The 13,667-nt window shown below is 62.8% G+C and carries 13 protein-coding genes and 1 tRNA gene; 9 read left to right on the top strand and 5 right to left on the bottom strand.

Translation table 11 applies throughout. The annotated features are described in order from the left end of the window. The 5 genes from RUW20_RS03875 to RUW20_RS03895 form a co-directional block, all read left to right on the top strand. The coding region (locus tag RUW20_RS03875) for a respiratory chain complex I subunit 1 family protein (protein WP_313950882.1) at positions 1–536 on the top strand (536 nt) is incomplete at its 5' end. A gap of 1 nt (position 537) precedes the next feature. Beyond that, the gene (locus RUW20_RS03880; RefSeq protein ID WP_313950883.1) at positions 538–1,197 is read left to right on the top strand and encodes a formate hydrogenlyase; all 660 of its coding nucleotides are present in this window, start codon (positions 538–540) and stop codon (positions 1,195–1,197) included. Between the two features lies 1 nt (position 1,198). After that, entirely contained in the window at positions 1,199–2,656 is a 1,458-nt protein-coding gene (locus RUW20_RS03885; RefSeq protein WP_313950884.1) for a hydrogenase 4 subunit F, read from the top strand. A gap of 4 nt (positions 2,657–2,660) precedes the next feature. After that, a complete protein-coding gene (locus tag RUW20_RS03890; RefSeq protein WP_313950885.1) occupies positions 2,661–4,223 on the top strand; it encodes an NADH-quinone oxidoreductase subunit C in 1,563 nt (520 codons plus the stop codon). Further along, positions 4,223–4,765 carry a formate hydrogenlyase gene (locus RUW20_RS03895; protein WP_313950886.1) on the top strand — a complete coding sequence of 181 codons (543 nt, stop codon included), beginning with the start codon at positions 4,223–4,225 and terminating at the stop codon, positions 4,763–4,765. Before RUW20_RS03890 ends, RUW20_RS03895 begins: the two co-directional genes overlap by 1 nt. Positions 4,766–5,108: 343 nt before the next feature. On the opposite strand, the gene RUW20_RS03900 is transcribed toward RUW20_RS03895, so the two are convergent. Together RUW20_RS03900 and RUW20_RS03905 are read right to left on the bottom strand one after the other, a co-directional pair. Beyond that, entirely contained in the window at positions 5,109–5,726 is a 618-nt protein-coding gene (locus RUW20_RS03900) for a 3'-5' exonuclease (RefSeq protein WP_313950887.1), read from the bottom strand. 184 nt (positions 5,727–5,910) lie between these two features. Further along, a tRNA-Ser gene (locus RUW20_RS03905) sits at positions 5,911–5,998 on the bottom strand. Positions 5,999–6,195: 197 nt separating this feature from the next. On the opposite strand from RUW20_RS03905, the gene RUW20_RS03910 reads away from it, so the two are divergent. Next, entirely contained in the window at positions 6,196–6,888 is a 693-nt protein-coding gene (locus RUW20_RS03910) for a Bax inhibitor-1/YccA family protein (protein WP_313950888.1), read from the top strand. Between the two features lie 72 nt (positions 6,889–6,960). Here the strand turns inward: RUW20_RS03910 and RUW20_RS03915 are convergent, their stop codons facing one another. Further along, positions 6,961–7,332 (bottom strand): Mth938-like domain-containing protein, encoded by a 372-nt coding sequence (locus RUW20_RS03915; protein WP_313950889.1) that lies wholly within the window; start codon positions 7,330–7,332, stop codon positions 6,961–6,963. 156 nt (positions 7,333–7,488) lie between these two features. Here RUW20_RS03915 and alaC point away from each other — a divergent pair, with 156 nt between their 5' ends. From alaC to RUW20_RS03930, 3 genes are read left to right on the top strand one after another with little or no spacing between them, the layout of a single operon-like run. After that, positions 7,489–8,706: an alanine transaminase gene (alaC, locus tag RUW20_RS03920; protein ID WP_313950890.1), complete on the top strand. Its 1,218-nt coding sequence runs from the start codon at positions 7,489–7,491 to the stop codon at positions 8,704–8,706. After that, positions 8,703–9,953: a pyridoxal phosphate-dependent aminotransferase gene (locus RUW20_RS03925; protein ID WP_313950891.1), complete on the top strand. Its 1,251-nt coding sequence runs from the start codon at positions 8,703–8,705 to the stop codon at positions 9,951–9,953. The genes alaC and RUW20_RS03925 overlap by 4 nt, the downstream gene beginning before the upstream one ends. Before the next feature lie 44 nt (positions 9,954–9,997). Beyond that, entirely contained in the window at positions 9,998–11,308 is a 1,311-nt protein-coding gene (locus tag RUW20_RS03930; protein WP_313950892.1) for a homoserine dehydrogenase, read from the top strand. Here RUW20_RS03930 and RUW20_RS03935 read toward each other — a convergent pair. Together RUW20_RS03935 and RUW20_RS03940 are read right to left on the bottom strand one after the other, a co-directional pair. Beyond that, a complete protein-coding gene (locus RUW20_RS03935; protein WP_313950893.1) occupies positions 11,277–12,698 on the bottom strand; it encodes a YhjD/YihY/BrkB family envelope integrity protein in 1,422 nt (473 codons plus the stop codon). The genes RUW20_RS03930 and RUW20_RS03935 overlap by 32 nt on opposite strands. Beyond that, on the bottom strand, positions 12,695–13,667 hold a 973-nt coding region (locus tag RUW20_RS03940; RefSeq protein ID WP_313950894.1), incomplete at its 5' end, for a DUF748 domain-containing protein. The genes RUW20_RS03935 and RUW20_RS03940, both read right to left, overlap by 4 nt.

The following is a 13,667-nucleotide window of genomic DNA, read 5'->3' on the forward strand; positions in this document are numbered from 1 at the left end:
TTCTCGCCGAACCGGCGCTGCTGATGGTCCTGTTTTCGGCATCGTTGATCTCGAAATCGACCTCGCTGACCACCATCGTCGAGACGCTGGCGCATCGCGACCTGGCCATCTATCCGAGTCTGGCTTTCGCCGGTGTCGCCTTCACCATGGTGTCGCTGGCTGAAAACGCCCGCGTGCCGGTGGACAACCCGGCAACCCACCTCGAACTGACGATGATTCACGAAGCGTTGATCCTGGAGTATTCGGGCCGTCATCTGGCGCTGCTCGAATGGGCCGCGAGCCTGAAGCTCTTCGCCTACTCTTGCATCGGGCTGGCGCTGTTCTTCCCCTGGGGCGTCGCCGAGGCGCAGGCGCCGCTGGCGCTGCTGCTGGCGATGCCAACGCTGATCCTGAAGCTGGCGATCGGCGGCGCGCTGCTGGCGCTACTTGAGACGCTCAGCGCCAAGATGCGCATCTTTCGCGTCCCGGAATTCCTCGCCACCGCTTTCCTGCTGGCGGTGATCGGCATGCTGGTGCACATCCTGGTAAGGCCTTGAGATGAGCGAATTCGTCGCCCAACTGATCAATCTGCTGGCGTCAACGCTCCTGATCCTCGCCTTCGCGATGATCTCGCAGCGGCGGATTCTGTCGCTGATTCACCTGTTCACCGCGCAAGGAGCAACACTGGTCGCGGCGACGCTGGTGGTCGGCTACGCGACGGAGCAGCCACACCTCTACCTGTCGGCCGGCATCACCCTGGTGGTCAAGGTGATCCTGATCCCCTTGTTGCTGCATCGGGTGATCAATCGCCTCAACGTGCGCTGGGACATCGAAACGCTGATCAACATCCCGACGACGATGATCATCGGCATCTTGCTGGTAATTTTTGCCTTCGACCTGGCACTACCGATCTCCAAGCTGTCGGCCAGTATCGCCCGTGGCACACTCGGCATCGCGCTCGCCTGCGTGCTGCTCTCGTTCCTGATGATGATTACCCGTGCCAAGGCGGTACCACAGGTGATCGGCTTCCTGTCGATGGAAAACGGCCTGTTTTTCGCCGCCACGTCGGCCACCTACGGCATGCCGATGGTCGTTGAACTCGGCATCGCGCTCGACGTGCTGGTCGGTATTCTGATTCTCGGCGTCTTCATGTTCCAGATTCGCGAGCAGTTCGACAGCCTCGACATCAGCCACCTCGAAAAGCTCAAGGAGGACTGACTTGGCAACGCTGTTCTACGTCCTCGGCATTCCCCTGCTTGGCAGCCTGGTGCTGGCGTTTACCGGGCAACGCGACAGCGCGCGCGAAATCAATGTCGCTTTCAGCCTCGCGACTTTCATCGCCACCTGCATGTTGACCGTCGAGATTGTCTCGGGCGGGCCGCAGCTGGTCTGGAAGCACGAGTTCTTCATTGACCCGCTGAACGTCTTTCTGGTCACCCTGACCAGCTTTGTCGGCCTGACCACGGCCATCTTCTCGCGGCCTTACATGCGCATCGAGCAGGACCACGGCAAAATGACGCCGCAGCGGCAGCGCCTCTACCACAGCATGTATCAATTGTTCAGTTTCACCATGCTGCTGGCGCTGACCACCAACAACATGGGCATCCTGTGGGTGGCCATGGAGGCGGCGACGCTGACCACCGTGCTGCTGGTCAGCGTGTACCGGACCGCGGCCAGTCTCGAAGCAGCGTGGAAATACTTCATTCTCTGTGGCGTCGGCATCGCCCAGGCCCTGTTCGGGACGGTATTGCTGTACATGGCGGCGGAAAAGGTGATCGGCACCGAGGCTGGGGCATTGTTGTGGACCAATCTCGACGCGGTCAAGACCCAGCTCGATCCGACCATCATCACCCTGGCTTTCGCTTTCCTGTTCATCGGCTACGGCACCAAGGTTGGCCTGGTGCCGATGCACAATTGGCTACCGGATGCACACGCGGAGGGGCCGACGCCGGTTTCTGCCGTGCTTTCGGGCCTGCTGTTGAACGTTGCGGTCTATGCCCTTTTGCGCTGCAAGGTGCTGACCGACGGAGCGTTGGGCAACCAGCTCGCCGGCGAACTGATGATGGGCTTCGGTCTACTGTCGGTGGTCGTGGCGGCTTTCTTCCTGTCTCGGCAGAAGGACGTCAAGCGCATGTTTGCCTACTCCTCGATCGAGCACATGGGGCTGATCACCTTCGCCTTCGGCATGGGCGGCGCCATCGCAAACTATGCCGGCTTGCTGCACATGACGGTACATTCGCTGATCAAGTCGGCAATCTTCTTTGCCGTCGGGCATGCCACGCAGAAAGCCGGGACACAGAACATGGCCGACATCCGCGGTCTGATCAAGGTCAGTCCGCGGCTCGCCTGGGGGATGATGCTCGGCTCGCTGGCGATTCTCGGCATGCCACCTTTCGGCGTCTTCGCCAGCGAATTCTTGATTCTCACCACCGCCATGCGTGACCACTCCTGGGCCACGCCATTCCTGCTGCTGGCCCTCGGCGTCGCCTTCGCCGCCGTTTTCAGCCGGGTCCAGCCGATGGTCTTCGGCGAAACCTCGCTCAAAAAGACCCTCGGCCACACGCCCGCGCTGCTACCAGTTTTTGCACACCTCGGCCTGGGCCTGATGCTCGGCCTGTATATCCCGCCGTACCTGCACAACTGGTATCGTCAGGCAGCCGCGATGATCGGGGGTTAGGACGATGCGGATTTCCGGGTTCAGCCTTGATTGCGAACGCCTGCCGGCCCCTCTGCCGATCTGGCGCGCTACGGTGCGCAGCGAAACCTGGCAGGTGGTCGCCCGGGCGGTGTCCGAGAGCGGCGGACGGCTGCTCGCCCTGTGGGCGTCCGATCGCACGCAGGGTGCCTCGGGTGAGCTGCTGATCTCGGCCGCCTATGCCGTTCCTGAAGGTCTGCTATGGCTCGACCTGCCACTCGCCGAGCGTGCGGCAAGCTATCCTGACCTGGTGCCGTTTTTTCCCTGCGCCGGCCGGATGCAACGGGCGGCGGCCGATCTGCTCGGCGCTACGGCCGAAGGCGCAACCGATCGACGGCCCTGGCTGAATCACGGCGCCTGGCCTGAGGATTACTTACCGCTGCGTCGGGATGGCGCGCAGAAAGCTGCCGCCGCGCCGCGAGAGGTTAGCGACTATGCCTTCGTTCGCGTCGAAGGCGATGGTGTGCATGAGATCCCGGTCGGGCCGGTGCATGCGGGAATCATCGAACCGGGACACTTTCGCTTCTCGGTCGTCGGCGAGAAGGTGCAGCGTCTGGAGCAACGGCTGGGCTATACGCACAAGGGAATAGAAAAGCGTTTCACCGAGCTGCCGCCACTCCAGGCACATCGGCTGGCAGGGCGCATTTCTGGTGATTCGACGGTGGCCTACGCGTGGGCCTACTGCATGGCGCTGGAGTCGTTGGCGGGCTGCCAGATTAGCGAGCGCGCCAGTTGGCTGCGGGCGCTGCTACTCGAACGCGAACGGGTGGCCAACCACCTCGGCGACCTCGGTGCGCTGGGCAACGATGCGGCATTCGCTTTCGGCATGGCCCGCTTCTCAAGCCTCAGGGAAGACTGGCTTCGCCTTTCGCAAGACGCCTTTGGTCACCGCCTGATGATGGACATTGTCGTTCCGGGTGGCGTGGCGACCGATGTCGATGCGGCGACTGCCGCACGATTATCCGCTCAGTGCGACCTGATCGAGCGTGAAGTGCAGGAACTGCACCAGGTGTACGACGAGCACCCCGGCCTGCAAGACCGCTTCCTGACCACCGGTCGGGTATCGCCCGACCTCGCCGCCCGACTCGGGCTCACCGGCCTCGCGGGACGCGCCAGCGGCCAGGCTGCGGACCTGCGCTGCGACCGACCCTGGGCTCCCTACGACCAGCTGGAAGTACAGATCGCGACGCATCGAAACGGCGACGTCGCCGCCCGGGTCAGCGTACGTTTTGACGAGCTGCGGGAGTCGCTGCGCCTGATTCGCGTGCTCCTTTCCCGGCTTCCCGAGGGCCAGACACACAGCGCACTCCGGCTACCGACCAAGGTCGCGTGCGGTGCTGGCTGGGTCGAGGGCTGGCGCGGCGAGATCTTCGTCGCCCTCGAATATGATGGCGAGCAAGGCGCCAATTGTATCCGCCGCTGTCACTGCCACGATCCCTCGTGGCAGAACTGGCCGGTGCTCGAACACGCCGTCATGGGGGACATCGTTCCCGACTTTCCGCTGATCAACAAATCCTTTAACCTGAGCTATTCGGGACACGACCTCTGATGTGGCGCATTCTCAAACAGATCGCGAAACACGGCATCCGCAGCGAAGCGCCGCCGCAGAGCAGCGCCGCTCTGCGCGTGGAAAGTGAGCACATTCAACACGAACTCCTCGACATTCTTGGCCAGGCGCTAAGCATTCGCCAGGTCGACGCTGGTTCGTGCAACGGCTGCGAGCTGGAAATAAACGCCCTCAACAACCCCTACTACAACATCGAAGGACTCGGCATCAAGTTCGTTGCCAGCCCACGCCACGCCGACATGCTGCTGGTGACCGGCCCCGTTTCGCGCCACATGGAGTTGGCCTTGCGCCGTACCTACGAAGCCACTCCGGACCCCAAGCTGGTCGTTGCCGTTGGCGATTGCGGCTGCAAGGGAGGCATTTTCGGCGACAGCTACGCGAGCTGCGGGCGAGTGGCCAACGTCATACCGGTTGATGTCGCGGTGGCCGGCTGCCCACCAGCCCCGTTCGAGATCCTGCGCGGAATTCTCACCGCCGTGCGGCGCTGCCGCGCGACACCGACGAACAACTTGGGCGCAGGCTGAGCCGAGCAGCGATCTTATCAATCACGTCGACACAGAAGGTCGACCGTTCACTTGCGTTAGGGTCTGCTCGACGACTTGTGTAGTGCCAGCTTTGAGCATCGTCGCTACTCGACGCGGGACGACAAGGGCGGAATGGTTGTCAAGCTTCGACGCAATGACCTTTATGCCCGTCTCCATGCGCAACGGGTAAGGGCGGCCTGCGAAGGCAAGCGCGGCGCGCGGCTCTTCGGCGGCGACGATCAGCGCGCCGCGCTCGAATGGACGGAAAGAGCGGCGCGGAGGGGCTAGCGGGAGCTGCCCCTGCTCACCCGGATCGTTGTCGACCGCCCTGAAGCCGGCGAAACTACTCCGGCAGCGCGCCGGAACCGGAAGCCGCCCACGCGCGGTAAATCTGCAGTGCAACATGGGCGTCGTTCGCCGCATAAAGCTGCTGCCGCTCGCTCAGGCGAGCGGTTGCCCAGTTGCTGGTGCCGATCTTCCTGGACTTCTGCAGCGTCTGAGCGAAAAAATGCGCGACAGCCACTTTCGCGCCGACCGTTCCGCGATGCCCCGGGCCACGCAGAACTTCACCAAGGTCGAGGACCTTGTCGATCTCGATACCCAATCTGGATCGCAGAGCGCTGCGGTCGTTGCCCAGTCCAAAACCGACCTTCAGCAAGCGCGGCGACTCGAGAATCGCCTTCAATTCGTCGATACCGGGCAAGCGAGAGACCTGGAAGAGATAGGCGCGGGTTTCGGTCGCCAACTGGACGAGATGCGGGCCCGTCGACGCCTCGCCCTGCCGGAAAGTGGGTTTCGATTCGCTATCGAAGCCGATGACATCGGCGGCCATCAAGACATCGAGCGCCTCACCGCAAAGCGCTTGCGAATCAACCAGGCGCACGTTGGCAATGGCGATGCCCGGATAGGCGGGAAACGCCGCGGCCCTCAGGGAGGTTCGGTTCAGGACGACGTCGCTCAAATCAACACACCCGCTTTCCCCGGTTTCCCGGACACATCCTGCCCAAGCCTGCTCGTCGCGATGGAAGAGATAGCGGCCGGTGACTGCACAACCCGTCGCGCTGCACCTTGAAGCCGCGCCAGAGGGAACCCGTACGGGCGCGCGGCAGCCGACAGGAGCGTCGCAGGGGCTTCGGGCGGATTGCTGGCGGAAGCGGTGAGATTCGAACTCACGGACGGTTGCCCGTCGCTAGTTTTCAAGACTAGTGCAATCGACCACTCTGCCACGCTTCCTGCGCACTTGCCGACGGCCCCTCGTGCCTGCCGCCACGGCGGGGCGAATGATAGCACGCTGCCGCTGTTCGCAATGACGGTGAGTGCGACGCCGCGCTCGCCGATTGCCGTACGTGATGCCGACCGTGATTGAAACTTTTGCTTTAATTAGCTAGTCTTACCGTCGTAATCGGCATTCCATCAACAGGAGGAACACAATGCAACCCCAGTTTCAGATGACAGGCCAGGCAACCCGCGAAATGTCGCTGCAGCAGAACAAGGTTCTGCGCAATACGTTCATGATGCTCGCGCTGACCATGGTGCCAACCGTACTCGGCGCGCTGGTGGGCGTACAGATGCAGTTCTCGTTCATGTCCGGCAGCCCGCTGATGTCTTTCCTGCTCTTCCTCGGTATCGCCTTCGGCTTCATGTGGGGGATCGAGCGAACCAAGAACAGCGGCATGGGAGCGGTCCTGCTGCTCGGCTTCACCTTCTTCATGGGCCTGATGCTGTCGCGCATCCTGCAGGTGGCGCTCGGCTTCAGCAATGGGGGGTCGCTGATCGCCATGGCGGCGGGCGGTACCGGCGTCATCTTCTTCTCGCTCTCGGCCGTGGCAACGGTGACCAAGAAGGACTTCAGCTTCCTGGGCAAGTTCCTGTTCATCGGCATGATCGTCGTTCTGCTGGCGGCGGTGGCCAATATCTTCTTCCAGATCCCGGCCCTGTCGCTGACCATCTCGGCGGTCGCGGTGATGGTCTTCTCGGCCTACATCCTCTACGACATCAGCCGCATCGTGAATGGCGGGGAGACGAACTACATCTCGGCGACGCTGTCGGTCTATCTGAGCATTTACAACGTCTTCGTCAGCCTGCTGAACCTGCTGATGATGTTGAGCGGCGAACGCGACTGATCGGGGAGCGCGGGTCCAGAAAAAGGGCGGCCGCGGCCGCCCTTTCTCGTTGACCCGCTGCCGGGGTGGTCGTCAGGCCAGCAACAAGCCAACAGCGACCTTGCGCCCCTCGGCCATCAGGACATTGTAAGTACGACACGCAGCGGGCAGATCCATCACCTCGAGGCCCTTCTGCGCGCGGATCAGTGGCTGCAGCAGATCGGGACTCGGGAAGCGCAGTTGCTGACCGGTGCCGAGCAGCACGATGTCGGCGTCAAGCGAGGCGAGTAGTTCGAAATCGGCCACCCCGAGCGTTGCGAAGGTCGCCTGCGTCCAGTCCGGGATCAGGCGCTCTGGCAGCACGGCCAGATTGCAGTTGTGACGGATGCCGTTCACGCTGACGTAGCCTTCTCCGTAAGCGGTAAAGGTGTTCAAACCACCGGGATTGTCTGGCTGCAGCTTCATGAAAATTGCGGTGCACAAATCGTTAAAGTACGATTATAGCTTTTTTGCCGATCGTCTCCAGAGAGGGGCGGCGCGCGAGCACTCCCCGGTGCCCTGCGCGCTGATCGACAAGTCGTCAACTGCGCTGCCACCCTTGCCACCAATCGAGCCCGGACCATGAGACAGTTTTCCCGCATCCAGCGTTTACCCCCCTACGTCTTCAGCATTACCGCTCAACTGAAGATGGCCGCACGCCGGCGTGGTGAAGACATCATCGACATGAGCATGGGCAATCCGGACGGCCCGACGCCGCAGCACATCACCGACAAGCTGGTCGAGGCGGCGCTACGCGAAAACACGCACGGCTATTCGGTCTCGCAGGGCATTCCGCGCCTGCGCAAGGCGATCTGCGACTGGTACCAGCGGCGCTACGAGGTGACCCTCGACCCGGAAAGCGAAGCGGTGGTCACCATCGGCTCGAAGGAAGGCATCGCCCATCTGATGCTGGCCACGGTCGACCGCGGCGATACCGTGCTGGTACCCAATCCCTCGTACCCGATTCACATCTACGGCGCAATCATCGCCGGCGCCGACATCCGCTCGGTGCCGATGACGCCGGATGTCGATTTTCTCGCGGAGCTCGAACGCGCGATCCGGGAGACGAACCCGAAACCGAAGATGATGATCCTCGGTTTCCCGAGCAATCCGACGGCGCGCTGCGTAGACCTGCCGTTTTTCGAACGCGTGGTCGCCCTGGCCCGGGAGCACGACATCCTGGTGGTGCATGACCTGGCCTACGCCGATATCGTCTTCGATGGCTACCAGGCGCCGTCGATCCTGCAGGTTCCCGGCGCGCGTGAAGTGGCCGTCGAATTCTTCACCATGTCCAAAAGCTACAACATGGCCGGCTGGCGGGTCGGCTACATGGTCGGCAACGAGGAGTTGTGCCGGGCGCTGGTGCGCATCAAGAGCTATCACGACTACGGAACCTTCACGCCGATCCAGGTGGCGTCGGTGATTGCGCTGGAGGGTTCGCAACAGTGTGTCGAAGACGTACGGCTGACCTATCAGCGGCGCCGCAACGTACTCGCCAAGGGACTGCATGAAGCCGGCTGGATGGTCGAGATCCCCAAGGCGTCGATGTACATCTGGGCCCGGATCCCCGAGTTCTACCGCCACCTGGGGTCGATGGAGTTCGCCAAGAAGCTGCTGATCGAGGCCAAAGTGGCGGCATCGCCCGGGGTCGGCTTTGGTGAGTTCGGTGACGATCACGTCCGCTTCGCCCTGATCGAGAACGAGGAACGTACGCGCCAAGCGGTTCGCGGCATCCGCGACATGTTCAGGAAGGACGGCTTGCTGCCCCCGGGCGCCGGTCGCGACAAGGCAACAGCATGAAACCGATCCGCAAATCGAGCAAGCTGGACAACGTCTGCTATGACATCCGCGGCACCGTGCTGGAAACCGCCAAACGGATGGAGGAGGAAGGCCACCATATCATCAAGCTGAACATCGGCAACCTCGCCGCGTTCGGCTTCGATTCCCCGGAAGAAATCCAGCTCGACATGATCCGCAACCTGCCCGCCGCGGCCGGTTATTCGGACGCCAAGGGCATCTTCTCGGCGCGCAAGGCGGTCATGCATTACACCCAGCAGAAGCACGTCAAGGGCGTGACGCTGGAAGACATCTACATCGGCAACGGCGTTTCCGAGCTGATCGTGATGGCCATGAACGCCTTGCTCAACACCGGCGACGAAGTGCTGGTGCCGACGCCCGACTACCCGCTGTGGACCGCCGCGGTGAGCCTCTCGAGCGGCACGCCACGCCACTACCTCTGCGACGAAGCGAACGACTGGCTACCCGACCTCAAGGATCTGCGCGCCAAGATCACGCCCAGGACGCGAGCGCTGGTGGTGATCAACCCGAACAACCCGACCGGCGCGCTGTATCCGGAAAACGTGCTGCTGGAAATGGTCGATATCGCCCGCCAGCACAACCTGATCATTTACGCCGATGAGGTGTACGACAAGGTGCTCTACGATGGCGCGACGCATACCGCGATCGCCTCGTTGTCAAGCGACGTGCTGACAGTCACCTTCAATGGCCTGTCGAAGAACTACCGCTCCTGCGGCTATCGCGCCGGCTGGATGGTCGTTTCCGGCGATCTGCGCGATGCGCGGGACTACATCGAGGGTCTGGACATGCTCTCCTCGATGCGCCTGTGCTCCAACGTGCCCGGCCAGCATGCCATTCAGACCGCGCTCGGCGGCTACCAGAGCATTGACGACCTGGTGGCGCCAGGTGGCCGCATGTGCCGCCAGCGCGATCTGGCACACGAGCTGATCACCGCCATTCCCGGCGTCAGTTGCGTCAAACCCAAGGCCGCGCTGTACATGTTTCCGCGCCTCGACCCGAAGGTTTATCCGATCCGGAACGACCAGGAGTTCATTGCCGAGCTACTGCAAGACGAGCGCGTGCTGCTGGTCCAGGGAACCGGTTTCAACTGGCCGCATCCCGATCACTTCCGCCTGGTGTTCCTGCCGCACGAAGACGACCTGCGCGACGCGATTGCGCGCATCGCGCGCTTCCTCGAAGGCTATCGCCAGCGTGCAGGCACCCAGACGACGGCGAGCCCCGGTACTTAGCACGCCCATCTTCTCCACCCGCAACACTTACTTTTGACTTCGCCATGAAACCTATCAACGTTGGACTTCTCGGAATCGGCACCGTCGGTGGCGGTACTTATTCGGTACTCAAACGTAACGCCGAGGAAATCGCGCGCCGTGCGGGCCGCCCCATTCAGATCAGCGTCGTTGCCGACAAAGACCTGCAACGGATTCGGCAACTCACCGACGGCAGCTGCAGGATCACCGACGACGCCTTTGCCGTGATCAGCGACCCCGAGGTCGACATCATCGTCGAACTGATCGGCGGCGATGGCGTCGCCAAGCAACTGGTACTGCAGGCGATCGACAACGGCAAGCATGTGGTGACCGCCAACAAGGCCCTGCTCGCCAAGCACGGCAACGAAATCTTTGCCGCCGCCCAGAAGAAGGGGGTGATGGTCGCGTTCGAAGCCGCCGTCGCTGGCGGCATCCCGATCATCAAGGCACTGCGCGAAGGACTGACCGCGAACCGCATCGAATGGATCGCCGGAATCATCAACGGCACCACCAACTTCATCCTCTCCGAGATGCGCGACAAGGGCCTGTCCTTCGACGCGGTGCTCAAGGAGGCACAGCGTCTGGGCTACGCCGAAGCCGATCCCACCTTCGACGTCGAAGGCGTGGACGCCGCGCACAAGCTGAGCATCATGTCGGCGATCGCCTTCGGCAATTCGATGAGCTTCGACCAGGCCTTCATCGAGGGCATCAGCGACCTCGACGCGGCCGACATCAAGTACGCCGAACAACTGGGCTACCGGATCAAGCTGCTCGGCATCACCAAGCGCACCACCGAAGGCGTCGAGCTACGCGTCCACCCGACACTGATTCCGACCAAGAGGCTGATCGCCAACGTCGAGGGCGCGATGAACGCCGTCCTGGTCAAGGGCGACGCCGTCGGCCCGACGCTCTACTACGGCAAAGGCGCTGGTGCCGAACCGACCGCATCGGCGGTGATCGCCGACCTGGTCGATGTCACGCGCATGCATACGGCCGACCGCGAACACCGCGTGCCGCATCTCGCCTTCCAGCCCGACGCGATGGTTGATCTGGCGATTCTGCCGATGGCCGAAGTGGTCACCAGCTACTACCTGCGCCTGCGCGTCGCCGACCGACTGGGGGTGCTGGCCGACGTCACGCGCATCCTCGCCGATCACGAGATCTCGATCGACGCCATGATCCAGCGCGAACCCGACGAAGGTGAGCAGCAGACCGACATCATCATGCTCACCCATCAGACGCGCGAACGAAACATCGACGCCGCGATTGTCAGGATCGAATTGCTGCCGGCCGTCGAAGGCAAGATCATCCGCCTGCGTCTCGAGCAGTTGCTGTAAGGGCTTCGTCGTTGTCGGCAGCAACCCCGGGCAAGACCTGCTCGGGCGGCGGCGCTTCCGTCCGTCGCGCCGCCAGCTCACGAAGGGTGATCCCGTCGACCGACGCTTCGAGCGCCATCTGCATGCGCTCAAGCGTCTCATCTACCACTTGCGGTGCCGGCAGCCCGGCCGGGGAAAAGAAGCGCTCCTCGCCGGCGATGCGCACCGTCGCCAGCACCTGGGCGACCGAGATCTGTGACGGGTCACGTGCCGGCACGTAGAGCGGCGGCTCATCGGCACTCTGCAGAAGAAGTTTCTGGCGCTCCAGCGCATCCAGTGCCGTTTGCAGCACATGCCTCGGCATGCCCAGCAGGCGTGTCAATTCAATGAGCGAGGGCGTTTTCTCGCCGGCGAGAAACCGGCCGGCCACCAGGCTCATGATCGACAACGCCAGTCGCTCGCGCATGCGATTGCTCAATCGCGGTTCGCCGGCACTGGCGTAGAGGTACTCGGGGTGCTGGGTGTAAAAGGCGACACTGGCGCCGAACAGCAGGATCAGCCAGCTCAGGTAGAGCCAGATCATGAACAGCACCAGGATCGCCAGGCTTGAATAGATGGCCGCATACTGGTTCGAGGTGGCAACGAAAGCGGCAAAACCCCATCCCGCAGTTTGCCACGTGATGCCGCCAGCGATACCGCCAATCAGCGCCGGGCCGAAGCGCACCCGTGCGTTGGGGATGAACATGTAGATGAAGGTGAACGCCGCAATCACCAGCAGATACGGCGCCAGCCGGCTGATCGTCTGGACCAGCCAGCCCAGCATGTCGATCGCCAGCAGTCCCCGCACGGTCTCGATATTCATTACCGTCGCGGTCATGCCGAGCGCCGCGAAGACCAGGATCGGGCCGACCATCAGCACACTCAGATAGCGGCTGAAGCGATCCGCGAAACGCCGCGGTTGCTGAATGTGCCAGATGTAGTTCAGCGACTCCTCGATTTTCTGCATCAAGGAAATGGCCGTGTAGAGCAGTAATGCCAAGCCGAGCGCTCCGAGCACACCAACGTTCATGTTCTGGATGAACGCGGTGATGTTGGAGGCGATTTCCCCGCCCTTTTCTCCGAGCGGTTCAAGGAAATTCAGCAGCATCGGCTGAATCTGGTTGTGCACACCGAAGGCCTTGAGCACCGAGAAACTCAGTGCCAGCAGTGGCACGATCGACAGCAGCGTCGTATAGACGAGACTCATCGCACGCAGGGTCAACTGCCCGTCCACCAGGTCACGTACCAGCAGCAGGAGCGTACGCACGACCCGCATGCCGCGCGCCTGCCACACGGACAAACTCACGCCATGGCCACCCCAGATAAGGTCCTCCAGACGACTCAGAAAACCCGCAGGGACGACAGGCTTCACTTGGCGACCTCCAGTTCGAGCTGCAAGGTCACCGCCTTGTCGCTTGCTGCGCTGGCCGGCCGCGCTTTGCCGAGCACAACACGTTTGGCGTCCACCCCGTCAGCCCCCGTCATTTCGGCGACGATCGCTTCGCCGCGCTGGGTGCCCAGCTGCGCCAGAAGCGCTTCGGAAACCGGCTGCTCCTTGATCAGGCGATCGAGAAGGTTCTGATAGAACGCTGGCGGCGGTCGCGCTGGCGACGCCGTAGCTGGCGGTTTGGCCGCGGGCGATTCAGATCCCGCCTGGCCCGCGGGCGTGCTGGCCAACGCGCGCTGCTTCACCAGGGCGAGCACTTCGGGTGCGTAGCGTTCGCTGAACACCGTCTCGATCGCCGCCTGCGCGCGCGGGTTGGCGGCGTCGACCGGGCCCGGATCCTCGCCCGCTTTCAGTTCGAGTCCCATGCGCGTGACGATGTCGCTGCGCAAGGCCAGCGACTTCAATGCCGGCGTGTCCGCCTCGACCGAGTGCACCGGCGGTACGACCAGCCTCAACGTCGTCCGCTCCTTCATCGCACGCGCAACCGCCGCCAGCTTCTCGCGCTCGGGTGGTGCGACAACAGCACTGCCGGGCTCGAAGTCGATGCTGTCGAGCTGGCTGTCGCTGCCGGCACCGAAGAGCGCACCCAGCGCCTTGAACGGCGCAGTGATGATGCCCGTGATCAGGTTGCCGAACGCCTTGCCGATCACCGCCCCGTAGCCGAATGCAGGATCGTCGAGATCGCCGCTGACCGGCAGCCCGATGTCGATGACGCCCTTCGAATCGCTCAGAATGGCGATCGCCAGATCGAGCGGCAGGTCCGCCGCGCCCGGGGTATCGACCTTCTCACCAAGCTTCACCTGCTTGAGGACGATCTTGTTCTCACCGCGCAGCTTGCGGTCCTTGACCTTGTACTGCAGATCCAGCGCCAGCTGCCCGCCCTCGATCCGACGA

It is taken from the genome of Accumulibacter sp. (genome assembly GCF_032229525.1).
Taxonomy (GTDB): Bacteria; Pseudomonadota; Gammaproteobacteria; order Burkholderiales; family Rhodocyclaceae; genus Accumulibacter.

What these genes read in the sequence shown, in the direction of transcription:
- RUW20_RS03880 (WP_313950883.1), top strand. Translation starts at nt 538, where the DNA reads ATGAGCGAATTCGTCGCCCAACTGATCAATCTGCTGGCGTCAACGCTC.
- RUW20_RS03890 (WP_313950885.1), top strand. Translation starts at nt 2,661, where the DNA reads ATGCGGATTTCCGGGTTCAGCCTTGATTGCGAACGCCTGCCGGCCCCT.
- RUW20_RS03895 (WP_313950886.1), top strand. Translation starts at nt 4,223, where the DNA reads ATGTGGCGCATTCTCAAACAGATCGCGAAACACGGCATCCGCAGCGAA.
- RUW20_RS03910 (WP_313950888.1), top strand. Translation starts at nt 6,196, where the DNA reads ATGCAACCCCAGTTTCAGATGACAGGCCAGGCAACCCGCGAAATGTCG.
- RUW20_RS03915 (WP_313950889.1), bottom strand. Translation starts at nt 7,332, where the DNA reads ATGAAGCTGCAGCCAGACAATCCCGGTGGTTTGAACACCTTTACCGCT.
- alaC (WP_313950890.1), top strand. Translation starts at nt 7,489, where the DNA reads ATGAGACAGTTTTCCCGCATCCAGCGTTTACCCCCCTACGTCTTCAGC.
- RUW20_RS03925 (WP_313950891.1), top strand. Translation starts at nt 8,703, where the DNA reads ATGAAACCGATCCGCAAATCGAGCAAGCTGGACAACGTCTGCTATGAC.
- RUW20_RS03930 (WP_313950892.1), top strand. Translation starts at nt 9,998, where the DNA reads ATGAAACCTATCAACGTTGGACTTCTCGGAATCGGCACCGTCGGTGGC.